Source organism: Neobacillus sp. B24, from assembly GCF_055381825.1.
Window position 1 is genome coordinate 1,769,225 of the sequence record NZ_AP035777.1, and the last position, 21,398, is coordinate 1,790,622.

General features: G+C 40.5%; 21 protein-coding genes. 17 read left to right on the forward strand and 4 right to left on the reverse strand.

What is annotated here, in order from left to right:
- The first annotated feature begins 150 nt into the window (after positions 1–150).
- Positions 151–1,791 (forward strand): long-chain-fatty-acid--CoA ligase, encoded by a 1,641-nt coding sequence (locus ACZ43M_RS08855; RefSeq protein WP_464507039.1) that lies wholly within the window; start codon positions 151–153, stop codon positions 1,789–1,791.
- Positions 1,792–1,897: 106 nt separating this feature from the next.
- Here the strand turns inward: ACZ43M_RS08855 and ACZ43M_RS08860 are convergent, their stop codons facing one another.
- The gene (locus tag ACZ43M_RS08860) at positions 1,898–2,701 is read right to left on the reverse strand and encodes an alpha/beta fold hydrolase (protein WP_464507040.1); all 804 of its coding nucleotides are present in this window, start codon (positions 2,699–2,701) and stop codon (positions 1,898–1,900) included.
- 491 nt (positions 2,702–3,192) lie between these two features.
- Between ACZ43M_RS08860 and ACZ43M_RS08865 the strand changes: the two genes are divergently transcribed.
- The 6 genes from ACZ43M_RS08865 to ACZ43M_RS08890 all read left to right on the forward strand — a co-directional run bounded on the left by ACZ43M_RS08865 (position 3,193) and on the right by ACZ43M_RS08890 (position 8,526).
- Positions 3,193–4,827: a long-chain-fatty-acid--CoA ligase gene (locus ACZ43M_RS08865; protein WP_464507041.1), complete on the forward strand. Its 1,635-nt coding sequence runs from the start codon at positions 3,193–3,195 to the stop codon at positions 4,825–4,827.
- 28 nt (positions 4,828–4,855) lie between these two features.
- A complete protein-coding gene (locus tag ACZ43M_RS08870; RefSeq protein WP_464507042.1) occupies positions 4,856–5,635 on the forward strand; it encodes an SDR family oxidoreductase in 780 nt (259 codons plus the stop codon).
- Positions 5,636–5,779: 144 nt separating this feature from the next.
- A complete protein-coding gene (locus ACZ43M_RS08875; RefSeq protein ID WP_464507043.1) occupies positions 5,780–6,220 on the forward strand; it encodes a hypothetical protein in 441 nt (146 codons plus the stop codon).
- 24 nt (positions 6,221–6,244) lie between these two features.
- Entirely contained in the window at positions 6,245–6,850 is a 606-nt protein-coding gene (locus tag ACZ43M_RS08880; protein WP_464507044.1) for a hypothetical protein, read from the forward strand.
- 15 nt (positions 6,851–6,865) lie between these two features.
- Positions 6,866–7,432 (forward strand): polyhydroxyalkanoate biosynthesis repressor PhaR, encoded by a 567-nt coding sequence (locus ACZ43M_RS08885; protein WP_464507045.1) that lies wholly within the window; start codon positions 6,866–6,868, stop codon positions 7,430–7,432.
- Between the two features lie 23 nt (positions 7,433–7,455).
- Positions 7,456–8,526 (forward strand): alpha/beta fold hydrolase, encoded by a 1,071-nt coding sequence (locus ACZ43M_RS08890; protein WP_464507046.1) that lies wholly within the window; start codon positions 7,456–7,458, stop codon positions 8,524–8,526.
- Positions 8,527–8,603: 77 nt separating this feature from the next.
- Here the strand turns inward: ACZ43M_RS08890 and ACZ43M_RS08895 are convergent, their stop codons facing one another.
- Positions 8,604–9,383, reverse strand: a complete 780-nt coding sequence (locus ACZ43M_RS08895) for an alpha/beta fold hydrolase (protein WP_464507047.1) — start codon at positions 9,381–9,383, stop codon at positions 8,604–8,606.
- A gap of 213 nt (positions 9,384–9,596) precedes the next feature.
- Here ACZ43M_RS08895 and ACZ43M_RS08900 point away from each other — a divergent pair, with 213 nt between their 5' ends.
- From ACZ43M_RS08900 to ACZ43M_RS08910, 3 genes are all read left to right on the forward strand, one after another.
- Positions 9,597–10,139, forward strand: a complete 543-nt coding sequence (locus ACZ43M_RS08900; RefSeq protein WP_464507048.1) for a hypothetical protein — start codon at positions 9,597–9,599, stop codon at positions 10,137–10,139.
- Positions 10,140–10,231: 92 nt separating this feature from the next.
- On the forward strand, positions 10,232–11,374 hold the full coding sequence (locus ACZ43M_RS08905) for a sensor histidine kinase (RefSeq protein WP_464507049.1): 1,143 nt from the start codon (positions 10,232–10,234) through the stop codon (positions 11,372–11,374).
- A complete protein-coding gene (locus ACZ43M_RS08910) occupies positions 11,367–11,966 on the forward strand; it encodes a response regulator (RefSeq protein WP_464507050.1) in 600 nt (199 codons plus the stop codon). The genes ACZ43M_RS08905 and ACZ43M_RS08910 overlap by 8 nt, the downstream gene beginning before the upstream one ends.
- Positions 11,967–12,046: 80 nt before the next feature.
- Here ACZ43M_RS08910 and ACZ43M_RS08915 read toward each other — a convergent pair whose 3' ends face one another.
- Positions 12,047–12,889 carry an alpha/beta fold hydrolase gene (locus tag ACZ43M_RS08915; protein WP_464507051.1) on the reverse strand — a complete coding sequence of 281 codons (843 nt, stop codon included), beginning with the start codon at positions 12,887–12,889 and terminating at the stop codon, positions 12,047–12,049.
- A gap of 224 nt (positions 12,890–13,113) precedes the next feature.
- Between ACZ43M_RS08915 and ACZ43M_RS08920 the strand changes: the two genes are divergently transcribed.
- The 5 genes from ACZ43M_RS08920 (at position 13,114) to ACZ43M_RS08940 (ending at position 16,984) form a co-directional block, all read left to right on the forward strand.
- Positions 13,114–14,022: an ABC transporter ATP-binding protein gene (locus ACZ43M_RS08920; protein WP_464507052.1), complete on the forward strand. Its 909-nt coding sequence runs from the start codon at positions 13,114–13,116 to the stop codon at positions 14,020–14,022.
- Positions 14,015–14,860 carry an ABC transporter permease subunit gene (locus ACZ43M_RS08925; RefSeq protein WP_464507053.1) on the forward strand — a complete coding sequence of 282 codons (846 nt, stop codon included), beginning with the start codon at positions 14,015–14,017 and terminating at the stop codon, positions 14,858–14,860. The genes ACZ43M_RS08920 and ACZ43M_RS08925 overlap by 8 nt, the downstream gene beginning before the upstream one ends.
- 156 nt (positions 14,861–15,016) lie before the next feature.
- Positions 15,017–15,211: an IDEAL domain-containing protein gene (locus tag ACZ43M_RS08930; RefSeq protein ID WP_464507054.1), complete on the forward strand. Its 195-nt coding sequence runs from the start codon at positions 15,017–15,019 to the stop codon at positions 15,209–15,211.
- A gap of 175 nt (positions 15,212–15,386) precedes the next feature.
- Positions 15,387–16,157: a nucleotidyltransferase domain-containing protein gene (locus ACZ43M_RS08935; RefSeq protein ID WP_464507055.1), complete on the forward strand. Its 771-nt coding sequence runs from the start codon at positions 15,387–15,389 to the stop codon at positions 16,155–16,157.
- 218 nt (positions 16,158–16,375) lie between these two features.
- Positions 16,376–16,984 (forward strand): hypothetical protein, encoded by a 609-nt coding sequence (locus ACZ43M_RS08940; protein ID WP_464507056.1) that lies wholly within the window; start codon positions 16,376–16,378, stop codon positions 16,982–16,984.
- A 40-nt stretch (positions 16,985–17,024) separates the two neighbouring features.
- Here ACZ43M_RS08940 and ACZ43M_RS08945 read toward each other — a convergent pair whose 3' ends face one another.
- Positions 17,025–17,663, reverse strand: coding sequence for a YczE/YyaS/YitT family protein (locus ACZ43M_RS08945; RefSeq protein WP_464507057.1), 639 nt, complete (start codon positions 17,661–17,663; stop codon positions 17,025–17,027).
- Positions 17,664–17,897: 234 nt separating this feature from the next.
- Here ACZ43M_RS08945 and ACZ43M_RS08950 point away from each other — a divergent pair, with 234 nt between their 5' ends.
- Positions 17,898–18,347: a CoxG family protein gene (locus tag ACZ43M_RS08950; RefSeq protein ID WP_464507058.1), complete on the forward strand. Its 450-nt coding sequence runs from the start codon at positions 17,898–17,900 to the stop codon at positions 18,345–18,347.
- 142 nt (positions 18,348–18,489) lie between these two features.
- Positions 18,490–21,252 (forward strand): phosphoenolpyruvate carboxylase, encoded by a 2,763-nt coding sequence (ppc, locus tag ACZ43M_RS08955; protein ID WP_464507059.1) that lies wholly within the window; start codon positions 18,490–18,492, stop codon positions 21,250–21,252.
- The last annotated feature ends 146 nt before the right edge of the window (positions 21,253–21,398 follow it).

Here is a 21,398-nt window from a genome sequence, read left to right on the forward strand (position 1 = left end):
ACTTGCTGAATCCTGTCGAGATAAGTGCGTTTACATTTTTTCGATTCATACCAATAATTTAAATTGTATTATGCTTCATTAAGTATTTTTATTATTGAAATTTCACAGTGAAGCATGAGGAAGAAACTTATCTTTAAGGAGGATGTGTTTATGGTTTATCAGCAAAAGCCTTGGTTAAAGTGGTATGACCCCAGAGTGGATGAGCATGTAAGTGTAAAGTACGAGTCGCTGTATGATTTTCTGGAAAATGCTGTTACGCGGTTCGGAACAAAACCAGCCTTTACGTTTTATGGCAAGGTATTTAGTTACATTGAAACCAAAATGATTGTCGATCGTCTTGCGGCAGCATTACATAGAGAGGGCTTGAAAAAGGGTGACCGGGTCGCGATCATGCTGCCGAATTGCCCGCAGTACATCTTTACCTTATTTGCGATTTTTCGGTTGGGAGGAATTGTTGTCCAGGTAAATCCAATGTATGTGGAACGGGAAATCGAATTCGTTCTCGAGGATTCCGGGGCCAAGTTCATGGTTGTTCTGGATGGTTTTTATCCGAAGGTGAAAAAAGCACAATCCACTTCCTCCTTAAAGAAAATGTTCGTTGTTAGTTTTGGCGGGGAAAGAATGGAGATTGACGAAGAGGATGTTTACTTTGATGCAGCCCTTCAAGGGGAAACAACGGTCCTGGAGGTTGAAATCAATCCACACGAAGATGTTGCTGTGCTGCAATATACTGGCGGCACTACCGGTGTTCCAAAGGGAGTAATGCTGACCCACTATAATTTGTTGGCCAACTTTAACCAAGTTTGTGATTTTATTTATAATACATGGGACGAAGTGCCAGAATCCTTTAAAATGATTACGGTCCTGCCAATGTTCCATGTGTACGGACTTTCAAGTGTCGCCCTTTGTGGAATTCGGGAAGGTGCCAACCAAATTATCCTTCCGCGGTTTGATGTAAAGGAAGTCATGGAGACGATCAAGCGGGAGAAGCCATTAATCTTTGCGGGGGTCCCAACGATGTTTTTTGCACTAAATAGCCAGCCTGAAGCATTAAAGCAATGCTCATTAGAAGAAGTGCATTATATTGGAAGCGGCGGGGCGCCGTTGCCAGTGGAACAGGCGAAAATATTTGAAAAAATCACTGGCACTACTCTAAGAGATGGGTATGGGCTTTCTGAGGCAGCACCGACGGTTGCTTTTAATCCTCCGTTCTTGCCAAGGAAATATGGCAGTATTGGAATACCGGTTCCAAGTACGGTGATTAGAATTGTTCGCGAAACGGAGGACGGTGGATTTGTCGATGTATCGGTGGGTGAATCAGGTGAATTAATTGTCAAAGGTCCTCAAGTAATGAAGGGATACTGGAATCGTCCGAAAGATACTGAAGAGGTATTAAAGGATGGCTGGTTGTTTACGGGGGATATCGCGAAAATGGATGAAGATGGCTATTTCTATATCCTTGACCGTCAGAAGGATATGATAATCGCCAGTGGTTACAATGTTTATCCGCGCGAAGTTGAGGAAGTGCTCTATAAACTTGACGGAGTTGAAGAAGCTATTGTCGTTGGCGTGCCTGATTCATATCGAGGAGAAACGGTAAAAGCGTTTATAAAGCTTAAGGCCGGCTTTACGCTTTCTTCTGAGCAAATTATTCAGTTCGCAAGGGATAACCTGGCGCCATATAAGGCACCGAAGGAAGTGGAAATCCTTGCTGAGCTGCCGAAATCATCGGTTGGAAAATTGCTTAGACGGGTATTGCGTGATCAGGAAATCTCAAAGGTAAAGGCTTAATGCTAGATTAATAGATCGATAGGGGAAATCGCAGAGCAGTGAATGGTCAAAAAAGGGGAATCTTATACAAACGGCCCGGTCGAGATTGGCCGGGCTGTTTCCATCCTTATTGTTTCTTTAAAAATTCTAACACCTTTGTGTTTACTAAATCATTTGCTTCGGTTACATAAATATGGCCCGCGCCGTGAATTGTTAAAAATTCGGCATTTTGTATACTTTCAGCCAATGTCACGCCGTTTTCATATGGGACCAGTTTGTCCTCATCACCGTGTATTACCAGTGTCGGTACCTTGATTTGATCCATTTCGTTAAAAGTATCATGAGCCATGCAGGCTTGTAATTGAAGCAAGTAGGCGAAAGGAAGCACCGGTATTTCAATTCGCCGTTTGATGTCTTCAGCCACTAAATCACGATGATTATTGATAAAGTCCTGACTGTATAAAATTGGGGCAGTTGCCCACGCCATCTCCTCTGGGGTTGCAGTTGAAGAGGCTCTTGAAAGCATCTGCATGGAAACATCCGCACTTGGTTGAACGTGGTTTGTGCCTCCTGATGTGGTACAGCCGAGAATTAAAGACTTTACCCGTTCTGGGTACTTTAACGCAAACCTTTGGGCAATCATACCGCCCATGGAAATGCCATACACATGTGCCGCTTCAACACCTGCCGCATCGAGAACGGCTTTGGTATCGTCCGCCATAAGCTCGATTGAATAAGGGGTATTCGGTTTCCCGCTCATACCAACCCCACGGTTATCAAAAATAATAACTTTATACTGTTCACTTAAAGCGGGCAGAGTTCGAAACCATGATTTGGAGGTAAGTGATAATCCCATAATCAATAATAAAGGTTCTCCTTCACCATGAATTTCATAATAAAGGTCAATTCCAATTGCTCTCGTTATTGGCAATTAAGCACACTCCTTCAATTAATGATAGTAAATGTATATGACAGATGTCCTATAAGCATGTTTATTTAATAAACATAAATACTTAAAAGTTAAGGTGAAGGGTGCCGTTGTTATCCTGAAAAAAGAAAGCGCTTTCCTGACAAAAAGAGATTTTTCATTAATAGTGAAATTGGAGGCAGTTTCCTAAATATTACTAATGACTTTCCGACAAATTTCTACACCTTCCATCTATCGGAGAGAGTACTAATGGCTTTCTGTGTCGACATCTAACTTGGTCTTTCAATCGTTTTATTAGTAGTTATATAGGAATATGTTAATTAATAGGGGATTTTGTCGAGAATGTTAGGTTTACAAATCCAATATCACCATTAATAATTAAAATTATATTAATATTCTAATTATTGTTTTGTTACATAAAGAGCCGCAAAAGTCCCTCTTTTTCTATTTGGAATATTAATGGGATAAAAATCATGAGGAGGCATCAAGTATTTATGGTCTATCAGCAAAAGCCGTGGCTAAAATTCTATGATTCAAGAATTGAAGAGCATGTCAGTATTGAACACGATTCACTTTATGACTTTTTGGAGGCTTCAGTTAAGCGTTACAATACCAAGCCTGCATTTACTTTTTTCGGCAATGTATGGAGCTATAACGATACAAAAGCGATAACCGACCGCTTTGCTTCCGCTTTGTATAAAGCCGGATTCAACAAAGCTGATCGGTTGGCAGTTATGCTTCCAAATTCCCCGCACTATCTATTTAGTTTATTCGGGACTTTCTGCCTTGGAGGGATTACAGTCCAGGTGAACCCGATGTATGTGGAGAGGGAAATTCAACATGTTATAAATGATTCAGGAGCGGAATACATGGTCGTTCTTGATGCCCTTTATCCAAAGGTAAAAAAAATCCAAACAGAGACTAGCTTAAAAAAGGTGATTGTAGTAAGTTTTAGCGGCACTAAATATGAACTTGCGCCTGGGGACCAATATTTTGATGAATTCCTAAACACAGAGGTAGTGATCCCTGAAGTTGAAATCAATCGTGATGAAGATGTTGCCCTGCTTCAATATACCGGGGGAACCACTGGGCTATCTAAAGGTGTCATGCTGACGCACACAAACCTTCTTGCCAATTTCAACCAAGTCTGTGATTTTGCCTATAAGGCATGTGACCATAAACCAGACAATTTAAAGATGATCACGGTTCTGCCATTTTTCCATGTTTATGGACTTTCTAGTGTTGCCCTTTGCGGGATTAGGGAAGGGGCAAATCAATTTATCCTGCCGCGATTTGATCCGCAGGAAATCATTAAAATCGTAAAGGAAGAAAAACCATTCCAAATGTCAGGTGTCCCGACGATGTATTTTGCTTTAAACAGCCAGCCCAATTTGGAAGAGAGCGGCTTTGGCGAACTTTATTACATAAGCAGCGGCGGAGGTCCGCTACCGGTTGAAGCCTCCAAATTGTTTGAAAAAAGAACAGGAGCCATGCTGTTAGATGGGTACGGCCTCTCAGAAGCAGCACCGACAGTTATTTTCAATCCGCCATTTGTGCCAAGAAAATTCGGAAGCATTGGAATACCGGTACAAAGCACGGTTGCGAGAATTGTTCAGGAAACTGATAATGGCTATGTTGATGCCCCGGTTGGGGAAGAAGGGGAATTGATTATTAAAGGGCCGCAGGTGATGAAAGGATATTGGAACCGACCTGAAGAAAGCACTATGGTTCTGAAGGATGGCTGGCTGTTTACAGGGGATATCGCCAAGATGGACGAGGATGGATATTTTTATATGTTAGACCGAAAAAAGGACATGATTATTGCGAGCGGCTACAATGTATATCCGCGTGAAATTGAGGAGGTCCTTTATCAGCTTGATGAAGTCGAAGAAGCGCTGGTGATCGGAGTCCCTGATGCATACCGCGGTGAGACCGTAAAGGCTTACGTCAAACTGAAACCGGGAAAATCGATTTCACCTGAGTCAATCAAACAATTTGCCAAGGAAAACCTCGCGCCATATAAGGCTCCGAAAGAAGTTGAAATTCTCGCTGAACTGCCAAAATCAACGGTTGGGAAGTTGCTCAGGAGAGTATTGCGAGACCAAGAAAAAACGAAAGTCAAAGCTTAATAGTTTATTAGTAAAGGAGAAACCCATTATGAATCTACAGGACTTATTTAGTCTCAAAGGAAAAACAGCGATTATAACTGGCGGCGGAAGAGGTTTGGGCCAGCAAATTGCCACTGTTTATGCTGAAGCAGGGGCAAATGTGGTTGTTTGCTCTAGAAATCTTGATGCCTGCCAAGCATTTGCAGATGCACTTCGGGAAAGAGGAGTTCGTGCCTTGGCATTTAAATGCGATGTCTCCAATCCAGATGATATTCAGTATGTTGTCGATGAAACGGTGAAGGTGTTCGGCACGATAGACATTCTAGTCAATAACAGTGGAACAAGTTGGGGAGCACCAGCATTGGAAATGCCGGCTGACAAATGGGATAAAGTAATGGACATTAATCTGAAGGCAGTGTTCCTTTTCTCCCAGGCAGTTGGGAAAATTATGAAGGAGCAACGTTCAGGTAAAATCATCAATATTGCCTCAATTGCCGGAATGGGCGGTCAAGACCCATTAGTCATGGATGCCATCGGTTATACTGCAAGTAAAGGGGCGGTTATCGCCTTTACCAAAGATTTGGCCGTCAAGCTTGCACCACATAATGTTCATGTTAATGCCATTGCACCAGGGTTTTTCCCTACTAAAATGGCAAAAGCAATTTTGGATTATTCAGGGAAAAAAATTCTCGAGCGTACTCCAGCTGGCCGGTTTGGCTCTGATGATGATATGAAGGGTCCTGCACTATTTTTGGCGACTAAGGCATCCGACTATGTTTACGGCCATGTTTTGGTTGTCGATGGTGGAACAACGGCAGGAGTGCAATAGTTTTTCGAAAAAATTTGCCACTTTTGAAACTTTTCTAAATTTAGCGCCGATTCTCTTGCTGGCTTCCGGTAAATGTGATTAGATAAACATAATAATGTATATGTTTATTAATACATACCTACTGGTTAGTTAAGAGGGGTTTAAATGGAAACCAAGCATCAAGATTCTGTTGAATATTTTAAACACCTAGAGGCCGAAATGAATAAAAGAATCCATTCCCTTATGAATTGCCGCAGCTTTACGTTAGCCTTTGGCAGGGCAATGGAATTCCATTTAAAACAGGTAAAAGTTCACAAAAGATTAACAACCAGATGGTTAAAAGAGTTGGATCTTCCTAATAAAGATGAATTAGCAGCTATTTCAATAAGATTAGTAGATTGTGAGGATCGATTAGATGTGCTCGATGAGACCATTTACCTCATTAGTAAAGACCAGCGTGCAAATCTAGAGCAATTGAAAATCGTCAGACAAACCTCGAAAGAACTGTTGGTATTCTTGAAACAAGAAGCAATAGATATCCACAATGGTAAATTAATGACATTGGAAGAGGAATTGTTGGACCTAAAAAAAATATTCGAGACATAGGATGCGAATGGAAGGGGTATGAATATGACAGAAAAATTAGAAAGAGAACAAGAAACAACTGCTGATGGCGAAAAGCAGCTATCAAGTCTTGAGCTTATTTGGAAGCTGGGATTTGATGAATTGGATGCTTGGGCAGAACGCTACAATAAGCGGGATGAGCTGTTTTTGGAAGCAGTCAAAAATTATGTTGAAACCATTAAACGAAATCAGGAAAACGTTAAGGCTGTTTCGGAGCAATTCAGCCAAGAGCTAAAGGCTTGGGAAAAGAGCGCTCGTGAGGAACTGCTGGTAACAACAACCACACTTCAGCATTTCTTTCCTGTAAAATCGTACGAAAATATTAGTGAAGTAGTAGATGATATTCAAACGAAGACCACTTCTATCTTATTAACACCATTCCGTTCAGTGAACAGTTCACAAGCACTAGATAAATATTTGGAGACTGTTGAAAAATATCTTGCTGTTAGAAAAAACGGCAGGGAAAAATATATTGAAAGTGTTAAAAAAACAACCAATATCGTATATGGAAATCAGAAAGTGTTTGTGGATCTATTTTCAAAGCAAGTAAAATCGGCCTTGTTCCCATTTCAAAAATATATGAAAAACGTTGTAGAACCAACCAAATCCTAAATGAGGTGAAAAGGAATGTCGGATAAAAAAACTTTCGACCCATATGATTCTTTCCATAAAATAAGTTTATTATGGGAAAAGCAAATTAATGATTTTATCTATCTTTGGACGAACAACAACGAGTTTGTCAAAATGACCGGTATGGGAACGGAACTCCAATCCCGATATCTGGAAACCTTGAAAAGAAATCAGGAAGCTCTTGCAGGTGTTCTTAATTTGCCAACGAAAAGTGATGTCACCAATGTTGCAAACCTGACGATCCAAGCCGAGGAAAAAATGGAGGCACTGGAAGAACAAATTTGGGAACTTCAGGATTCTGTCAAATCGCAAAGCAAAGAAATTGAGAGTGTCGTAGAAGTATCCAAGGAAATTATTAAACTGACAAAACAACTAAAAACTGAATTAGTAAAAACAAAAAAAGAGCTTGCAGATACAAAGAGCTTGCATGCCGAGCTGCAAGAAATGAAGTTTGAATTGTTGAAATTAAGCAATTTTAAAGACGAATTTGATGAGCTAAAGGGGCTAATTACAAAGGAACAAACAGCGGAGCCTGTGTTAACTGGGGCAGGTCAGGCTAAATAATTAGAGGGGAGTGAGTTGGAACCGTGGCAACAGAGACACCTAGTAAAAATTTGATTCCGGAATTTGATTATAAAAAAGAAACTAATCGGTGGAAGAATGTGTTCAAAGCTTTAACAGAACCTGAGCCCAAGATGGGTCACACACCGAAAACAGAAGTGTGGAGAAAGAATAAATCGGTCCTATGGCATTATCCAGCCAAGCAAAAAAAATATCAGATTCCTTTATTTTTTGTCTACTCCTTATTTAATAAACCATACATTCTTGACGTCGCCCCTAATACAAGTGTTATTGAAGGACTGACGAACATGGGCTATGAGGTTTATCTGCTTGACTGGGGTGCACCAGGCTATGAGGATAAAAAAATTGGTCTCGATACGTATATCGATAAGTACCTCCGCACTGCCGTAAAACGGGCAATCCGCCATTCAGGTGCGGACGAGATTACCTTGGTTGGCTATTGCTTGGGAGGGACAATTGCGTCGATTTATGCTGCAGTAGCGGTTGAACCGATTAAAAATCTAATCGTAGCAACGGTGCCGATTGATTTCGGGCCATTTATCGGACCAGATAAATGGGCTGAGGGTATAAGAAATGGTGATATTAATTTCGATCATTTTATTGATGTCTATGGTAATATTCCGCCTAAAATGGTGGAAGGTATGTTCCGAGCTATGGGCGCGCCGATTTATTTTACCAACTATACGATGCTGCTAGCGAGAGCCCATGACCATCGCTATGTTGATAAATGGCGCCGGATGAACAAATGGACCCTTGATCAGGTGCCGTTTGCCGGTGAAGCTTATCGCCAATTGGGGAATGATCTTTTTAAAGAAAATAAGCTGGTCAAAGGGGAATTAGTGATTGGCAATAAGAAGGCTGATTTGAAAAATATTAAGGCCAATCTCTTCGTCGTTTCCGGTTCAAGAGACAATTTAATCTTAGAAGAACAAAGTAAGCCGATTATGGATTTAGTGTCCAGTGAAGATAAAACCTATGTGACAGTGGAAACAGGGCACGTCGGCTTGGCGTTATCAGGTTTGTTTGCCAAGATTGTTGATCAGTGGGCAGCAAGCCGTTCCAATAAGCTTTCATAAAAATTAGGAATAAAGTCAGGTACAAGGTCATATATAAAGTATGGGGAGTTAGGAGAGGAAGGAATGTTCCTTCCCTTCTAACTTGCCATTTTGTGTTTATTTAAAAATTCTCTCAGTACTCGATTAAAGGCATCCTTGGCCTCAAGTTTAGCGACATGACCGGTATTCCTGAATATCACGAATTCGGAGTGACGGATTTGTTTATGCATTAAATATTGGATCCAAACAGGTGTGACTGAATCATATTGACCGCCGATAATCAGGGTTGGTACATTAATTTTTGGCAGCAACGTCAAATTATTTACTTTAAGGCAGGCGGCCATAGAGTCCAAGTAATATTCACGATTAGGCCGATAGAATTGATAAAACTTCTCAAGATTTTCTTCCGACCAGGAATATAGGCAAACCTTTGCCGCTGTTTCCCTTATTAATTCAGGTGTATTATTTACAGAACGCGCCTTACGATAAGCTAAATATAATTTGCCAAGCCGCTTGGGGGCATAATGGAATGTGCTCACCAACAATAAGGAGCGGCATATTTCAGGAGCCTGACGATAAATTTCTTGGGCTACCATTCCACCCATCGATAAGCCACAAATGTGGGCGCTTTCAATCCCTAGACCTTTTATTAGGGCAATGACATCACGGGCAAAATTTTTGATTGATATTTCTCCAGGTGATTGATATTCACCGTGCCCGCGTAAATCAGGGATAATCAAGTCGTACTGATCGGCTAACTCAAACTGATTTGACCAGCCCTCTTTGACTTCTCCCAGTCCATGAATAAAAACTAAAGGTTCACCGGCACCAAGACGCAAATAAGGAATCTCAAAACTACACTTGAATACATGATTCAAATTTTATTCCTCCCAGTGATTATTTAATACCTTTGTTCCCATCATTTTCACTATATAAACATTAAAAAAATGAACTGATTATTTAATTATATAACTAAGGTTGACAAAATATTACACATAGGTGTAAATTACATATATAGACTAGCATGGATGAACATCATTGAAAAAATAAATTTTCCGGGAGCGGAACAGACATTTAAGGAGGAATGAACAGTGGGTGCTGCATCAAAGCAAGATGGACAAGCAGAAGTTCGGAATAACCAATTCGTAGATACGCTTTGGAATCAATACGAACAATCGGTTGAACGTGCAAGAAAGCTCAGTGAAAGAAGAGAAGACGCTTACCTTAATACCGTTAAAGAAGTTGTGAAATTCAATCAGGAATTCAGATTTTCACTAGGAAATCTCTTTCAAACCACAAGGAAAACCAATAGTGAATTAGTAAAAGGAGTATCTGGCAGACTCAGTAAAAATGCTGAAGCAAAACAAGTTATCGGCCCGGAAGTAAAGGAACAATTTGGTGAAGTTTCCGAACGCCTCGAGCAGCTGGCAGCAGCTCCAATCGCAGCAGGTCTTGACTTAATTGCCCGTTTGGAAACTAATTTCATCGAGAGCAGCGAAAATTATGTTAAAGGAGCAAGAGCACGCCGCCAAGGCTGGCAGCAGGTTACTGACGAGTATGTTAAGCTGGCGAGAGTAAATAATCAAAAATTAGTTAACCGCGTTGAAGATAGCCTTAAGGTATTTGTAAAATAATCGATGATAAAAACTCCACGGTTCTGGCGGCCGATGGAGTTTTTCTGTTATGATAAAGGATAATGATTTATGCGAAAAAAGAGGTACCAAACATGATCAAAAGGTATTTAACATTTCAAAAAAATAATGGAATCGCCCCGTACATTTGGACGATTCTTTGTATTTTGCCGTTTTATTTTATTTTCCAGGCTCCCACAACGGCGCAGATTGTCGTGGGAATATTACTCACATTAGCGTTCTTTATCCTTTATCGTATCGCGTTTATTTCAAAAGGCTGGCTTGTTTATGTCTGGACATTAATCTTAATCGGAATATCGATTACGGCCACAAGCGTTTTTAGCTATGTCTATTTTGCCTTTTTCTTAGCTTACTTTCTTGGCAATATAAAAGACCGGGTTGCTTTTTTTACTCTGTATTTTATTCATTTATTAAGTACTACCATTTCGATTAATTTCAGTATTGTCATGAATGAGAAATTATTTTTGCAGCAATTGCCGTTTGTTGTAATTGTTTGGGTCAGCATCATTTTGCTCCCGTTTAGTATCTATAATCGGAAAGAACGTGGCCAACTTGAAGAAAAGCTCGAGGATGCCAACAAACGGATTTCCGAACTGGTGAAAATAGAAGAGCGGCAGCGGATTGCCCGCGATCTTCATGATACACTTGGGCAAAAGCTCTCCCTTATTGGGTTAAAATCTGACTTGGCTAGAAGACTAATTACTAAGGATCCCGAGCAGGCCAAGAGTGAATTGAAGGATGTTCAGCAAACAGCCCGGACGGCGCTAAGCGAGGTAAGAAAAATGGTTTCCTCAATGCGGGGAATTCGCTTAAAAGATGAGATTGGGCGAGTAAAGGAAATCCTTAAAGTTGCTCAGATTGATATAGTCTGCAGCGGAGATTTTTCACCGTCGAATGTCTCGCCGTTTACCGAAAATATATTAAGCATGTGTTTAAAAGAGGCTGTGAATAATGTTGTTAAGCACAGCGGAGCGAAAACCTGCTTTATTTCCATAAGGCAAATCAGCGATGAAATTGTCATGGTGATAAAGGATGATGGAGTATTTAAGGAGACGTCAGGTCGTTTGAACGAGGGCCATGGATTGCTCGGTATTAAAGAGCGGCTTGAATTTATTAATGGAAGTTTGGACGTGGAAACAAGTAAAGGAACAGAATTAATCATTAAAGTGCCGGATGTAGTGACACCTCGTCAGGAAAGAGGGATTGGAAATGATTAAGATTGTCATTGCCGAGGACCAGAAGATGCTTTTAGGTGCTTTTGGTTCCTTGCTAAGTTTGGAAGACGATATGGAAGTGGTCGGGAAGGCAGCAAATGGAGAAGAGGCTGTCAAGCTTGTGAAAAGCCTGAAGCCTGACGTTTGCATTATGGACATTGAAATGCCTGGAAAAAGCGGACTAGACGCTGCAGAAGAGTTAAAGGGATTAGACTGCAAGGTAATCATTTTAACCACATTTGCCCGTTCCGGCTATTTTCAACGGGCCTTGAAGGCCGGCGTCAGCGGTTACTTGTTAAAGGACAGTCCCAGTGAAGAATTGGCCAGTTCCATTAGAAGTGTCATGGCAGGCCGGCGCATCTATGCCCCTGAATTAATGGATGATGTTTATTCGGAAGAAAATCCTCTTACAGATCGGGAAAGGGAAGTGCTAGAATTGGTGGCAGACGGTAAGAATACGAAAGAAATTGCCGAAGAACTTAGCATTAAAACCGGAACAGTCCGTAACTATATCTCGATTATTCTCGATAAACTTGAGGTTAAAAATCGGATTGAAGCGATCACACAATCGAAAGAAAAAGGCTGGTTTAAATAGAATACCTATGAAGCTTTAAAAGGATGCCCGGGAGGCATCCTTTTTGTTGAGTGCCGATGTTAGGGTATCGTTTAAATATTTTATTGGGATAAAGCGTGACATTTTCCCAGAAATCCTTTGATAAACTCATAAACCTCCGTTGGCCGTTCTTCAGGGAGGGCATGACCGGTCTCTTTTAATATAATGAGCTCCGAATTGGACAAATCTTGATTTAATTTTTCGCCAATCTTTAGCGGCACCGATTTATCGTGATCTCCCCAAATCAGCAGGCAGGGAGTCTGTATTTGCTTTAGTACATCTGGAGGCAGATCACCCTCGCGGTCTCGAATCATCCTAGTAAGTGCAACAAATATTTCATCCTGCAAGAACGGCTGAAGATAACCGTTAATCATTTCTTCATTAATAATAGAGTGATTATAAAGTGCCGATTGTAGATTCTTTTCCACGCCTGTTCGGGCAAAGTAGTATTTCACGAAACGGTGAAAATAGGGAAGATAGCTTGACAGGATCAGCGGAAGCTTCGCTCGTTTCAGGTAAGCTGAGCTGCAAAGCAGAATGGCTTTTTCCGCAAGCTCCTGTCGTAAGTGGAGAATATTCAAGACGATTTGCCCGCCCATGGAATGCCCGATAAATATCATCTTTTTTAATCCCAGCGACTCGATTAGTCCAATGACGGTTTGGGCCAAATTCTTGTAGGAATACTCGTAGGTGCTGCATTTTGCACTTTTTCCGAACGGGGGCAGGTCCACAGACAGAACCTGATAATCACGTTTCAATAAAGAAATTAAATGGCGAAAGGTGAAGGTGGATGAGAGAAATCCATGCAGCAGGACAAACGTTTTGTCTGCTGTTTGATTAGGATAAAATTCATAATAGACATCCATGTTATTTACCGCTTTAAAATCAGCAAGGACAGTTGTCATCAAGCCTTCCTCCTCATGAGCACTAGATAGATAGAATTTAATGTTCCCCCAAATTTAACACCTTACACCCGAAAAAAAACTGGAACTGGTACATATTACCTATTAAATCTAAAAACTTTAAGAAAATACACTACTTGTCTGGGGGAAATCTGATAAAATTAAACTAAAATGGTGAATATTGGCGAAATGTTCACCTGTGGTGGACACAATAGGGGGAGTGCAGGGTGGATATCATTGAGGTGTTGGGTGTGGAGAAGGCGTTTGCGGGGCGGTCAATACTAAGTGATGTGTCTTTTACTATTCGTGAGGGAAGTATAAATGGACTGCTAGGGCCGAATGGTGCCGGCAAGACGACGATGATTCGTTTGTTAAATGGAGTGATTGATGCGACAGGCGGTTCCATGAAGGTGATGAATTACGACCCAAAAACGCATGGGGATGAAATCAGAAAGAGGGCAGGAATTGTGACAGAGAGTGCCGCACTTTATCATGACATGAGTGCGTGGTACAACCTGGTGTTTTTTTCAAAAGTTTATTCTGCTTACGATCCTAAGCGCATTCGACAGTTACTGGAACAATTCGAAATGTTTGATAAGAAGGATCAATTAGTTGGTACATTTTCTACAGGGATGAAAAAGCGAATAACTTTAGCTAAGGCACTGCTGCATAAGCCAAGGCTCTTGTTTCTCGATGAGCCAACAAATGGCCTGGACCCTGAAGGGATAAATGATGTGATTCATTATTTAAAACAGGTGAATGAAGAAGAAAAGGTAACCATTGTCATTTGTTCGCATGTGCTTCATCAGCTTGAAACGATATGTGACTCCTTCCTGTTTTTAAAGGAAGGCAAAATAATTGAAAAGGGAACAAGAAGGGAACTGGAGGACAAATATTTGTCTGAAATTAAACTGTTAGTTGAAACAGGACTGCAAACAGCTGATCCTAATGTATTTCTAGGGTTCCCTTACAAAAGGAAAGGTCCAACACAGCTTGAATTCACCTTGAACGGCAAAACGGAGATTACCAGGCTGCTTAAAGGGATTTTAAATGAATCCTGGATTCATTCCTGTGAAATCACAAATAGAAGTCTGGAAGCCCTTTATTTCAAAATACGAGGTGAGAGTCATGAATAAGCAAATTATCTCGGCCATAGCCAGAAAGGATTTAAAAGCGACGTTCTCCTCAAAAAAGGTGTGGTTGCCAATGATCATTCTCCCGTTATTATTGTGCATCCTGTTTCCGGCTATCTTTACATACCTAGGTCTCCATACGGGCATCATGGCCGATGAAAGCGCCAAAGATTTGGAGAAACCAATTAATGTCTTTATTCAAAGTTTTCCTAATTCGGATCTGCGGGATACATTGGTGGCATTGCCAACGCTGGGGATGAAATCGATTTATTATTTCTTAAATTTTATGATGATCCCATTTTTCTTGATTGTTGCCATCATCAATTCGATGGTTACCTCTTCTAACAGCTTTGCTGGGGAGAAAGAGAGAAACACATTGGAAACATTATTGTTTGCTCCTATTTCAGTTGCTGAATTATTTGTGGGTAAGGTTATTGCCTCACTCATTCCATCTGTAGTGATTACCTTTGCTGCCTTTTTGGTTAATGCGCTGATTGTAAATATTATTGCTTATCCGTTTTTTAAAGAGGTATTATTTTTCAATGCAAACTGGCTGATATTAATGTTTTGGGTGATACCAACCTTAGTACTATTCAACATTGTCCTGAATGTTTTAGTATCAGCAAGAGTAAAATCGTTTCAAGAGGCACAGCAATTTGGTGGTTTGATGGTACTGCCTGTCGTTGGCATCATCGTCAGCCAGGCAAGTGGATTCTTCTTCTTAAGCCCGCTCATTTTGCTGCTGATCGGTGCCGGATTTTTAATTGGGAATGTACTGTTGTTAAAACTCATTACCAAATTCAATCAGCGAAACGCATTATTTGAAAGCCAAATTCATTAACAAGGGTTTGGGTGTCCACCATAGACGGACAAATGTCCACAGGTGGTGCCTGACACCCTTTTTTGTTTTCAAAAATTTTTGAATTTCCAGCATAAAGTGTTTGAATTTTTCGAAAACTGACTGTATAATGATAAAAAGCTTAAGGAGTTGATTTCCATGGAGAGAAAATTACTTAACTCACCACAACATTCGGATGAAAACACAGATGCTGTTATTGCAGAGATGTTCTTAAACAATGCCCTTCTAGAATTTAAAAGGGAGAAAATCCGCAAGGAAATCGACCAAACATTACTTGAGGGAAATAAAGAACTTTTCCTACAACTAACGGAGCAACTAAAAAAGATCAGCTAATTGATTATTAACTAACTGCCTATGGCTATAAGAAGCCCTATCCAAATTGGATAGGGCTTCTTGGCCTTTATGAAACTATCTTCACTACCGCTTTTTACCTGATGTTAATTTCCATTATTATGGAATCAATGGTTGATTTGGGACGTGTATCCTTGTAGTAAGGAGTGAATTTGTGATGAGGGAAAAAATTATTGAGGAGATAAGGAATATTGAAGTGGACCATGAGGTGAAAATTTGCTTTGCCGTGGAGTCCGGGAGCAGGGCATGGGGATTTCCTTCAAAGGACAGCGATTATGATGTTCGGTTCATTTATGTTCATAAACCTGAGTGGTATTTATCGATTGAGCAAAGACGGGAAGTTATTGAGCTTCCTATTAACGATTTACTGGATATAAACGGCTGGGAATTGCGAAAAGCACTTAGGCTGTTTAAGAAGTCCAATCCGCCGCTGATGGAATGGCTTCATTCCGGCATTGTATATTATCGGGCTTTTTCTTTGGTAGACAAAATGCTTTCGATTCAAAATGAGGTATTTTTACCTCAATCCGCATTGTATCATTATTTAAATATGGCCAAAGGGAATTATCGGGACTACCTGCAAACCGAACATGTTAAAATTAAGAAGTATTTCTATGTCTTGCGGCCAATTCTAGCCTGCAACTGGATTGAAAAATACAACAGTTTTCCACCGATTGAGTTTCAGGCATTAGTTAACGATATTCTTGAGGACGGGCAGTTGAAACAGGAAATACTCACATTATTAAATAGGAAAATCAATGGGGATGAACTAAATCTCGAACCCAAGATTACCGTCATCAATGATTTTTTGGAAAGGGAAATCATTCGTCTGGAGGACTACACCAAGACTCTTTCAGTCGTAAAACAAGACATCACTCCGCTGTTGGATGAATTATTCAGGGATATCCTAAACGAGGTATGGGCTTAACTAATTTATTGTTTGGCAGCCATAGTCACTATTTTTATGATAGTGGCTTTTTGTTTTAAAAAGGAAAATAGCAAGTTGACAGCGAAATAAATATACTACATTAATTGTAACTATCAGCCTTGAGACCTAGTGCAAATTCAATCTCAAGATTGTTTCATAATAACTGGAAAATTCTTAAGCTTAACTAAAAGGGGAAGATGCAAATAGGGGGAGCAATCATGACTAGGAAGGTATATATACTTCTTACCGATACTGGTTCGGTTTTAACAAGATTAATAAAATTATATACAAAAAAACCACTTAACCATGCTTCGATTGTACTCGATGACCATTTCAGCCAAGTCTATAGTTTTGGCAGAAAAAAACCGAGCAATCCGTTTTTTGGGGGTTTTGTCCAGGAAAATATCCGGGGTGGATTATTTCGTGATGCTGACTGTGCCATTTTTTGCTGTACGCTAAATGAGCAGCAATTCCTCCAGCTAAAAAACAAGATTAAAGTAATGGAGGAAAATAAGCATGCCTACAAATATAACTTTATCGGATTATTTGCGGTGATGCTAAACAAGGAGTTTAACAGAAAAAATGCGTTCTTTTGCTCGCATTTTGTCGCTGATCTGCTGCAGGAATCCGGGGTTCCTATTAATCGCCAAAAACCTTTATCCTTGATTACACCACATGATATTAAGGAATCACCATCATTAGAATTCCTTTACGAAGGAAAGTTGTCTTCCTATGTAAATGAGCCGGCCAGCCAGAGGGAAAAGCCGCAGCCAGCACTGAAAAGATATTATACAAAGCTTATCCTCGAACGTTTAAAAGCCATATAAATAAAAACTCGCCCCAAAATGCACGCTGGCGAGTTTTTATTTATAAAGGGATCTCTTCACTTGTCCGCGCCTGTTTTCTTTGTAAATATACCACCAAATGCTTAAATACCAATAGGGACCTTTGGAAAACAGGACTTTGAATAAAGGTATAAAAGAACGTGGCAATAAAAACCGGCCCGCCTAATAAAAATCCAATAATAAGCACAAAGCTTTCTACAAGAATCCGAGCCTGACTGACCGAAAACCGAGTCCTGTCTGCAATGGAAAGCATAAAGCCATCGCGGGGTCCGGCACCGATTCCTGCAGCAACATACATTCCGCCACCAATTCCTGTAATCACGATACCGGAAAGCAGAATGAGGTAATCCAACCAGGTGTTCGTTGCTTTTGGCAGGAAGTCAAGCCAGAGGAAAAAATCCATAATTGGTCCAATGAGCAAGGCGTTTAAAAAAGTTCCAATGTTAATGTATCTTCGCGCTGCAAAATAGGAAATCCCAATCAATACCAACCCACAGACTACACCCCATGTTCCAATCGTTAGACCAAAATGCTGATAAAGCGCTACATTCAGTACTTCCCAAGGATGTAGTCCAAGGAATTTGACGTTTACGGCAATAGCGTTGCCTAAGCCAAACAACGTTAATCCTGTAAAAAATAAGCTATAACGAAAAACTTTCAATCCAGTAACCCCCAACAACCGGCTTAACTATCAGAATTTTACAAATCTATCTTCCTATCTTAAAATACGAATCTCAAATAATCAATGATAAAATGGATGTACGATTGATACAGCATTTGAATGAGGGATGATTGAAAAACCTTCTTCTACAAACCATATTCTAATCATATACCTTTACAGAAGACCTTCACTACCCAGAGGGTCTTTTACTATGAAAAAGGAAAGAGGGAAGTTATGCCAAGCGGAATACACCAAGAAGATCTGGATGTGCCAATTGATGTGATATGGGATTTCGTGAAGGATATGGACAATTGGGCACCACTGGTTCCTAATTACATTAACCATGAAAAAATAACAGAGCGTCAATCCACGTGGGAGTTTAAAACAGACATCGGCATATTAAAAAAGAAGATTAGTTTAATCATAGATATAAAAGAGTGGAATGAGCCAACAAAAATCAGTTTTACCTTAACTGGAAAAAGTGATAGATACTCCGGAGAAGGATATTTTGAAGCAAAAGCCATTAATGTAAGCAAGACAAAATTAACCGGGTATTTAGAAGTCAACTTAAACGGAAAAATGGCTTCAAAATTGAATGCGAAATTGGAAAATGACCTGCCAGAATCCGTAAAGGAAATGGCTAAGGCTATTTCGTTAAAGCTGGAAGAATTAGTGAGAAAGTGAAAAATTGCATAAATCATCGTGGCGAATCTGTCTCTTCAGATTCGTCATTTTACTTTTTTTCAGAGTAATGAAATAAAATACTAAACATGCTTCCCAAAGATATGTTATAGTAATATTTAAAAAATTGAGGGAAGGTGAGAGAATGGCAACTGAACTAAGAACCAATGACAGCAATCTTCCATTACGTCGCGATGTGAAATTACTTGGAAACATGTTAGGGGAAGTTCTTAAGAATCATGGCGGCACTGAACTGTTTGATACAGTCGAGAATATCCGTCATATGACAAAATCGCTTCGAACCCGCTATGACGAGAAAACGTATTTGGCGTTAAAACAGGAAATAGCCAACCTAAGCGGTCCAAGGCGTATACAAGTGATCAGGGCATTTTCTATGTATTTCCATTTAATTAATGCCGCAGAACAAAATCACCGTATTCGCAGAAGAAGAGACTACCTTCTTCAAGATGGCTCAATTGCTCAGCCAGGCTCCATTGAGAGAACAGTGCTATTACTAAAAGAAAACAATGTTCACGAGGACATCGTCCAAGACGTAATAAATTCTATGTCTCTTGAACTGGTGATTACTGCCCACCCCACAGAGGCGACAAAGCGGTCCATTCTTGAAATTCAACAGCGAATTGCCGGGATTTTGAAAAGTCTTGACCAGCCGTTACTTTCACGAAGGGAAGAAAAGCAGCTGGAAGAGCGGCTATTTAATGAAGTGGCGATACTCTGGCAGACGGATGAATTAAGGCATAACAAACCAACTGTAATGGATGAAGTGCGCAACGGACTTTATTATTTTGATCAAACACTATTCGATGTTTTGCCTGATATTCATCAGGAAGTGGCAGACTGCCTGGAAAAAAATTATCCGAACGTATCATGGGTGGTTCCTAATTTCCTTAGTTTTGGTTCTTGGATTGGCGGGGATCGTGATGGCAATCCCAATGTTACTCATAATTTGACATGGGAAACACTTAATCGGCAGCGCCGGCTTGTATTAAAGAAATATAAAGACGTATTAGTTGATTTAATGAAACGATATAGCCACTCCACTACCCGGGTTGAAGTCAGTGAAGATCTGTTTGCTTTTCTTGAGAAATATGAGGCCCGAATTTTACCAGAAGACAAAAGATGGCCGAACCAAAACGAGGTGTATCGCCGGGCGTTTGCCATCATGATTGAACGGGTAAAACACGTTGGAAAATCAGATTTGGGTTATCGGACAGCTGATAAGCTCTTAGAAGATCTCGAAATGATTGCCAGAAGCTTAAAAAAACATCATCCTGTCAAACATGAATTGAGGATTATTCGCAAACTGATTCGCCAGGTCCAATTATTTGGGTTTCACTTGGCTACACTTGATATTCGTAATCATAGCGGTGAACACGAGGCAGCGATCACCGAAATCCTGAAAAAAGTTGGTATCTCAGAAAATTATCCTGGTCTTTCCGAGGATGAAAAGATAAACATATTACAAGATATTCTTCGTGACCCGCGGCCGCTATTGTTGCTCCATGAGGATTATTCAGCCGAAACACAGGAAATGATTAAAGTATTTCAGATGATCAAGCAGGCACATGAAGAATTTGGCCGGCGTTCAATATCCGTATATCTCGTTAGTATGACAAAATCTCCAAGCGACTTGCTTGAGGTACTTGTACTAGCGAAAGAGGCCGGGCTATATCGTCTTCATGCTGATGGGAAATTGGAGAGCCATTTAAATGTGGCACCGCTTCTAGAAACAATTGACGATTTAACGTCAGGTCCAAAAATTATGGAAACACTTTTCAATATGCCAGTGTATCGGCAACATCTGACTGTACTCGGTGACCATCAGGAAATTATGCTCGGCTATTCAGATGGAAGTAAAGACGGTGGGACATTAACTGCAAACTGGAAACTTTATAACGCCCAGATTGAAATTCACGAAATGGCAAAGCGTTATCAGATTCGCTTGAAATTTTTCCATGGCCGAGGCGGTTCATTAGGCCGGGGCGGCGGGCCGTTACATAGAAGCCTTCTATCCCAGCCAGCGGAGACCATTGGTGACGGAGTGAAAATTACCGAACAAGGAGAAGTCTTATCATCACGCTATCTGCTTGAGGATATTGCATACCGAAGTCTGGAACAGGCAACCTCCACGTTTCTGTTAGCTTCTGCTCGAGTATCAAAGGCTGCCATTTTGGGGCAAGTTCGAGAAAAAGAGTGGGAAATTGCAATTGAGGAAATTTCTGATGCCGCACTGGCCAAATATCAGTCTCTAGTCTTCGAAAACCCAGATTTTCTTAGCTACTTCCATCAGGCAACCCCATTAAAGGAATTGGCTGAATTAAACATTGGCTCAAGGCCGATGAGCCGTAAGAATAAAGGAAGATTTGAGGACTTGCGAGCGATACCTTGGGTGTTCGCATGGACACAAAGCCGTCAGCTGCTTCCAGGCTGGTATGCTGCAGGGACTGGACTCGAGACATTTGCAGTCAAGGGTGAGCAGAATTTGAAGCTGCTCCGGCAAATGTATCAAAATTGGCCATTCTTCCAATCGACCATTGATAACTTGCAAATGGCCTTAATGAAAGCCGATATTCCAACCGCAAAGGAGTATTTATTACTGGTTGACGATAAAGTAATGGGCGAAAGAATTTTTTCAAATATTCTTGAAGAGTATGAGCGTACAAAAGCCATCCTGCTAAAAATCACGGAGGATCAAGAGTTGCTTGACCATACACCGAATATTAAGGAATCGGTATTTAGACGGAACCCTTATGTTGATCCGTTAAATTTCTTGCAAGTTGAGCTAATCAGCGAGCTGCGAAAACAAGATGAGCTCAGTGAAGAACTATTAATGGAAGTATTACTGACCATTAGCGGGATTTCCGCAGGGTTAAGGAATACAGGCTGATTATTATTCCGAGCCATAAACTCTATTCCAATAGGGTTTATGGCTTTTTTTATTGGTGCATGCAACATTTGAATTTTTTGTGAACTTTTGAAAAATGAATGGGTATTCATTCATTTTTGCGCAAGATTCGACAATATTCGAAAATC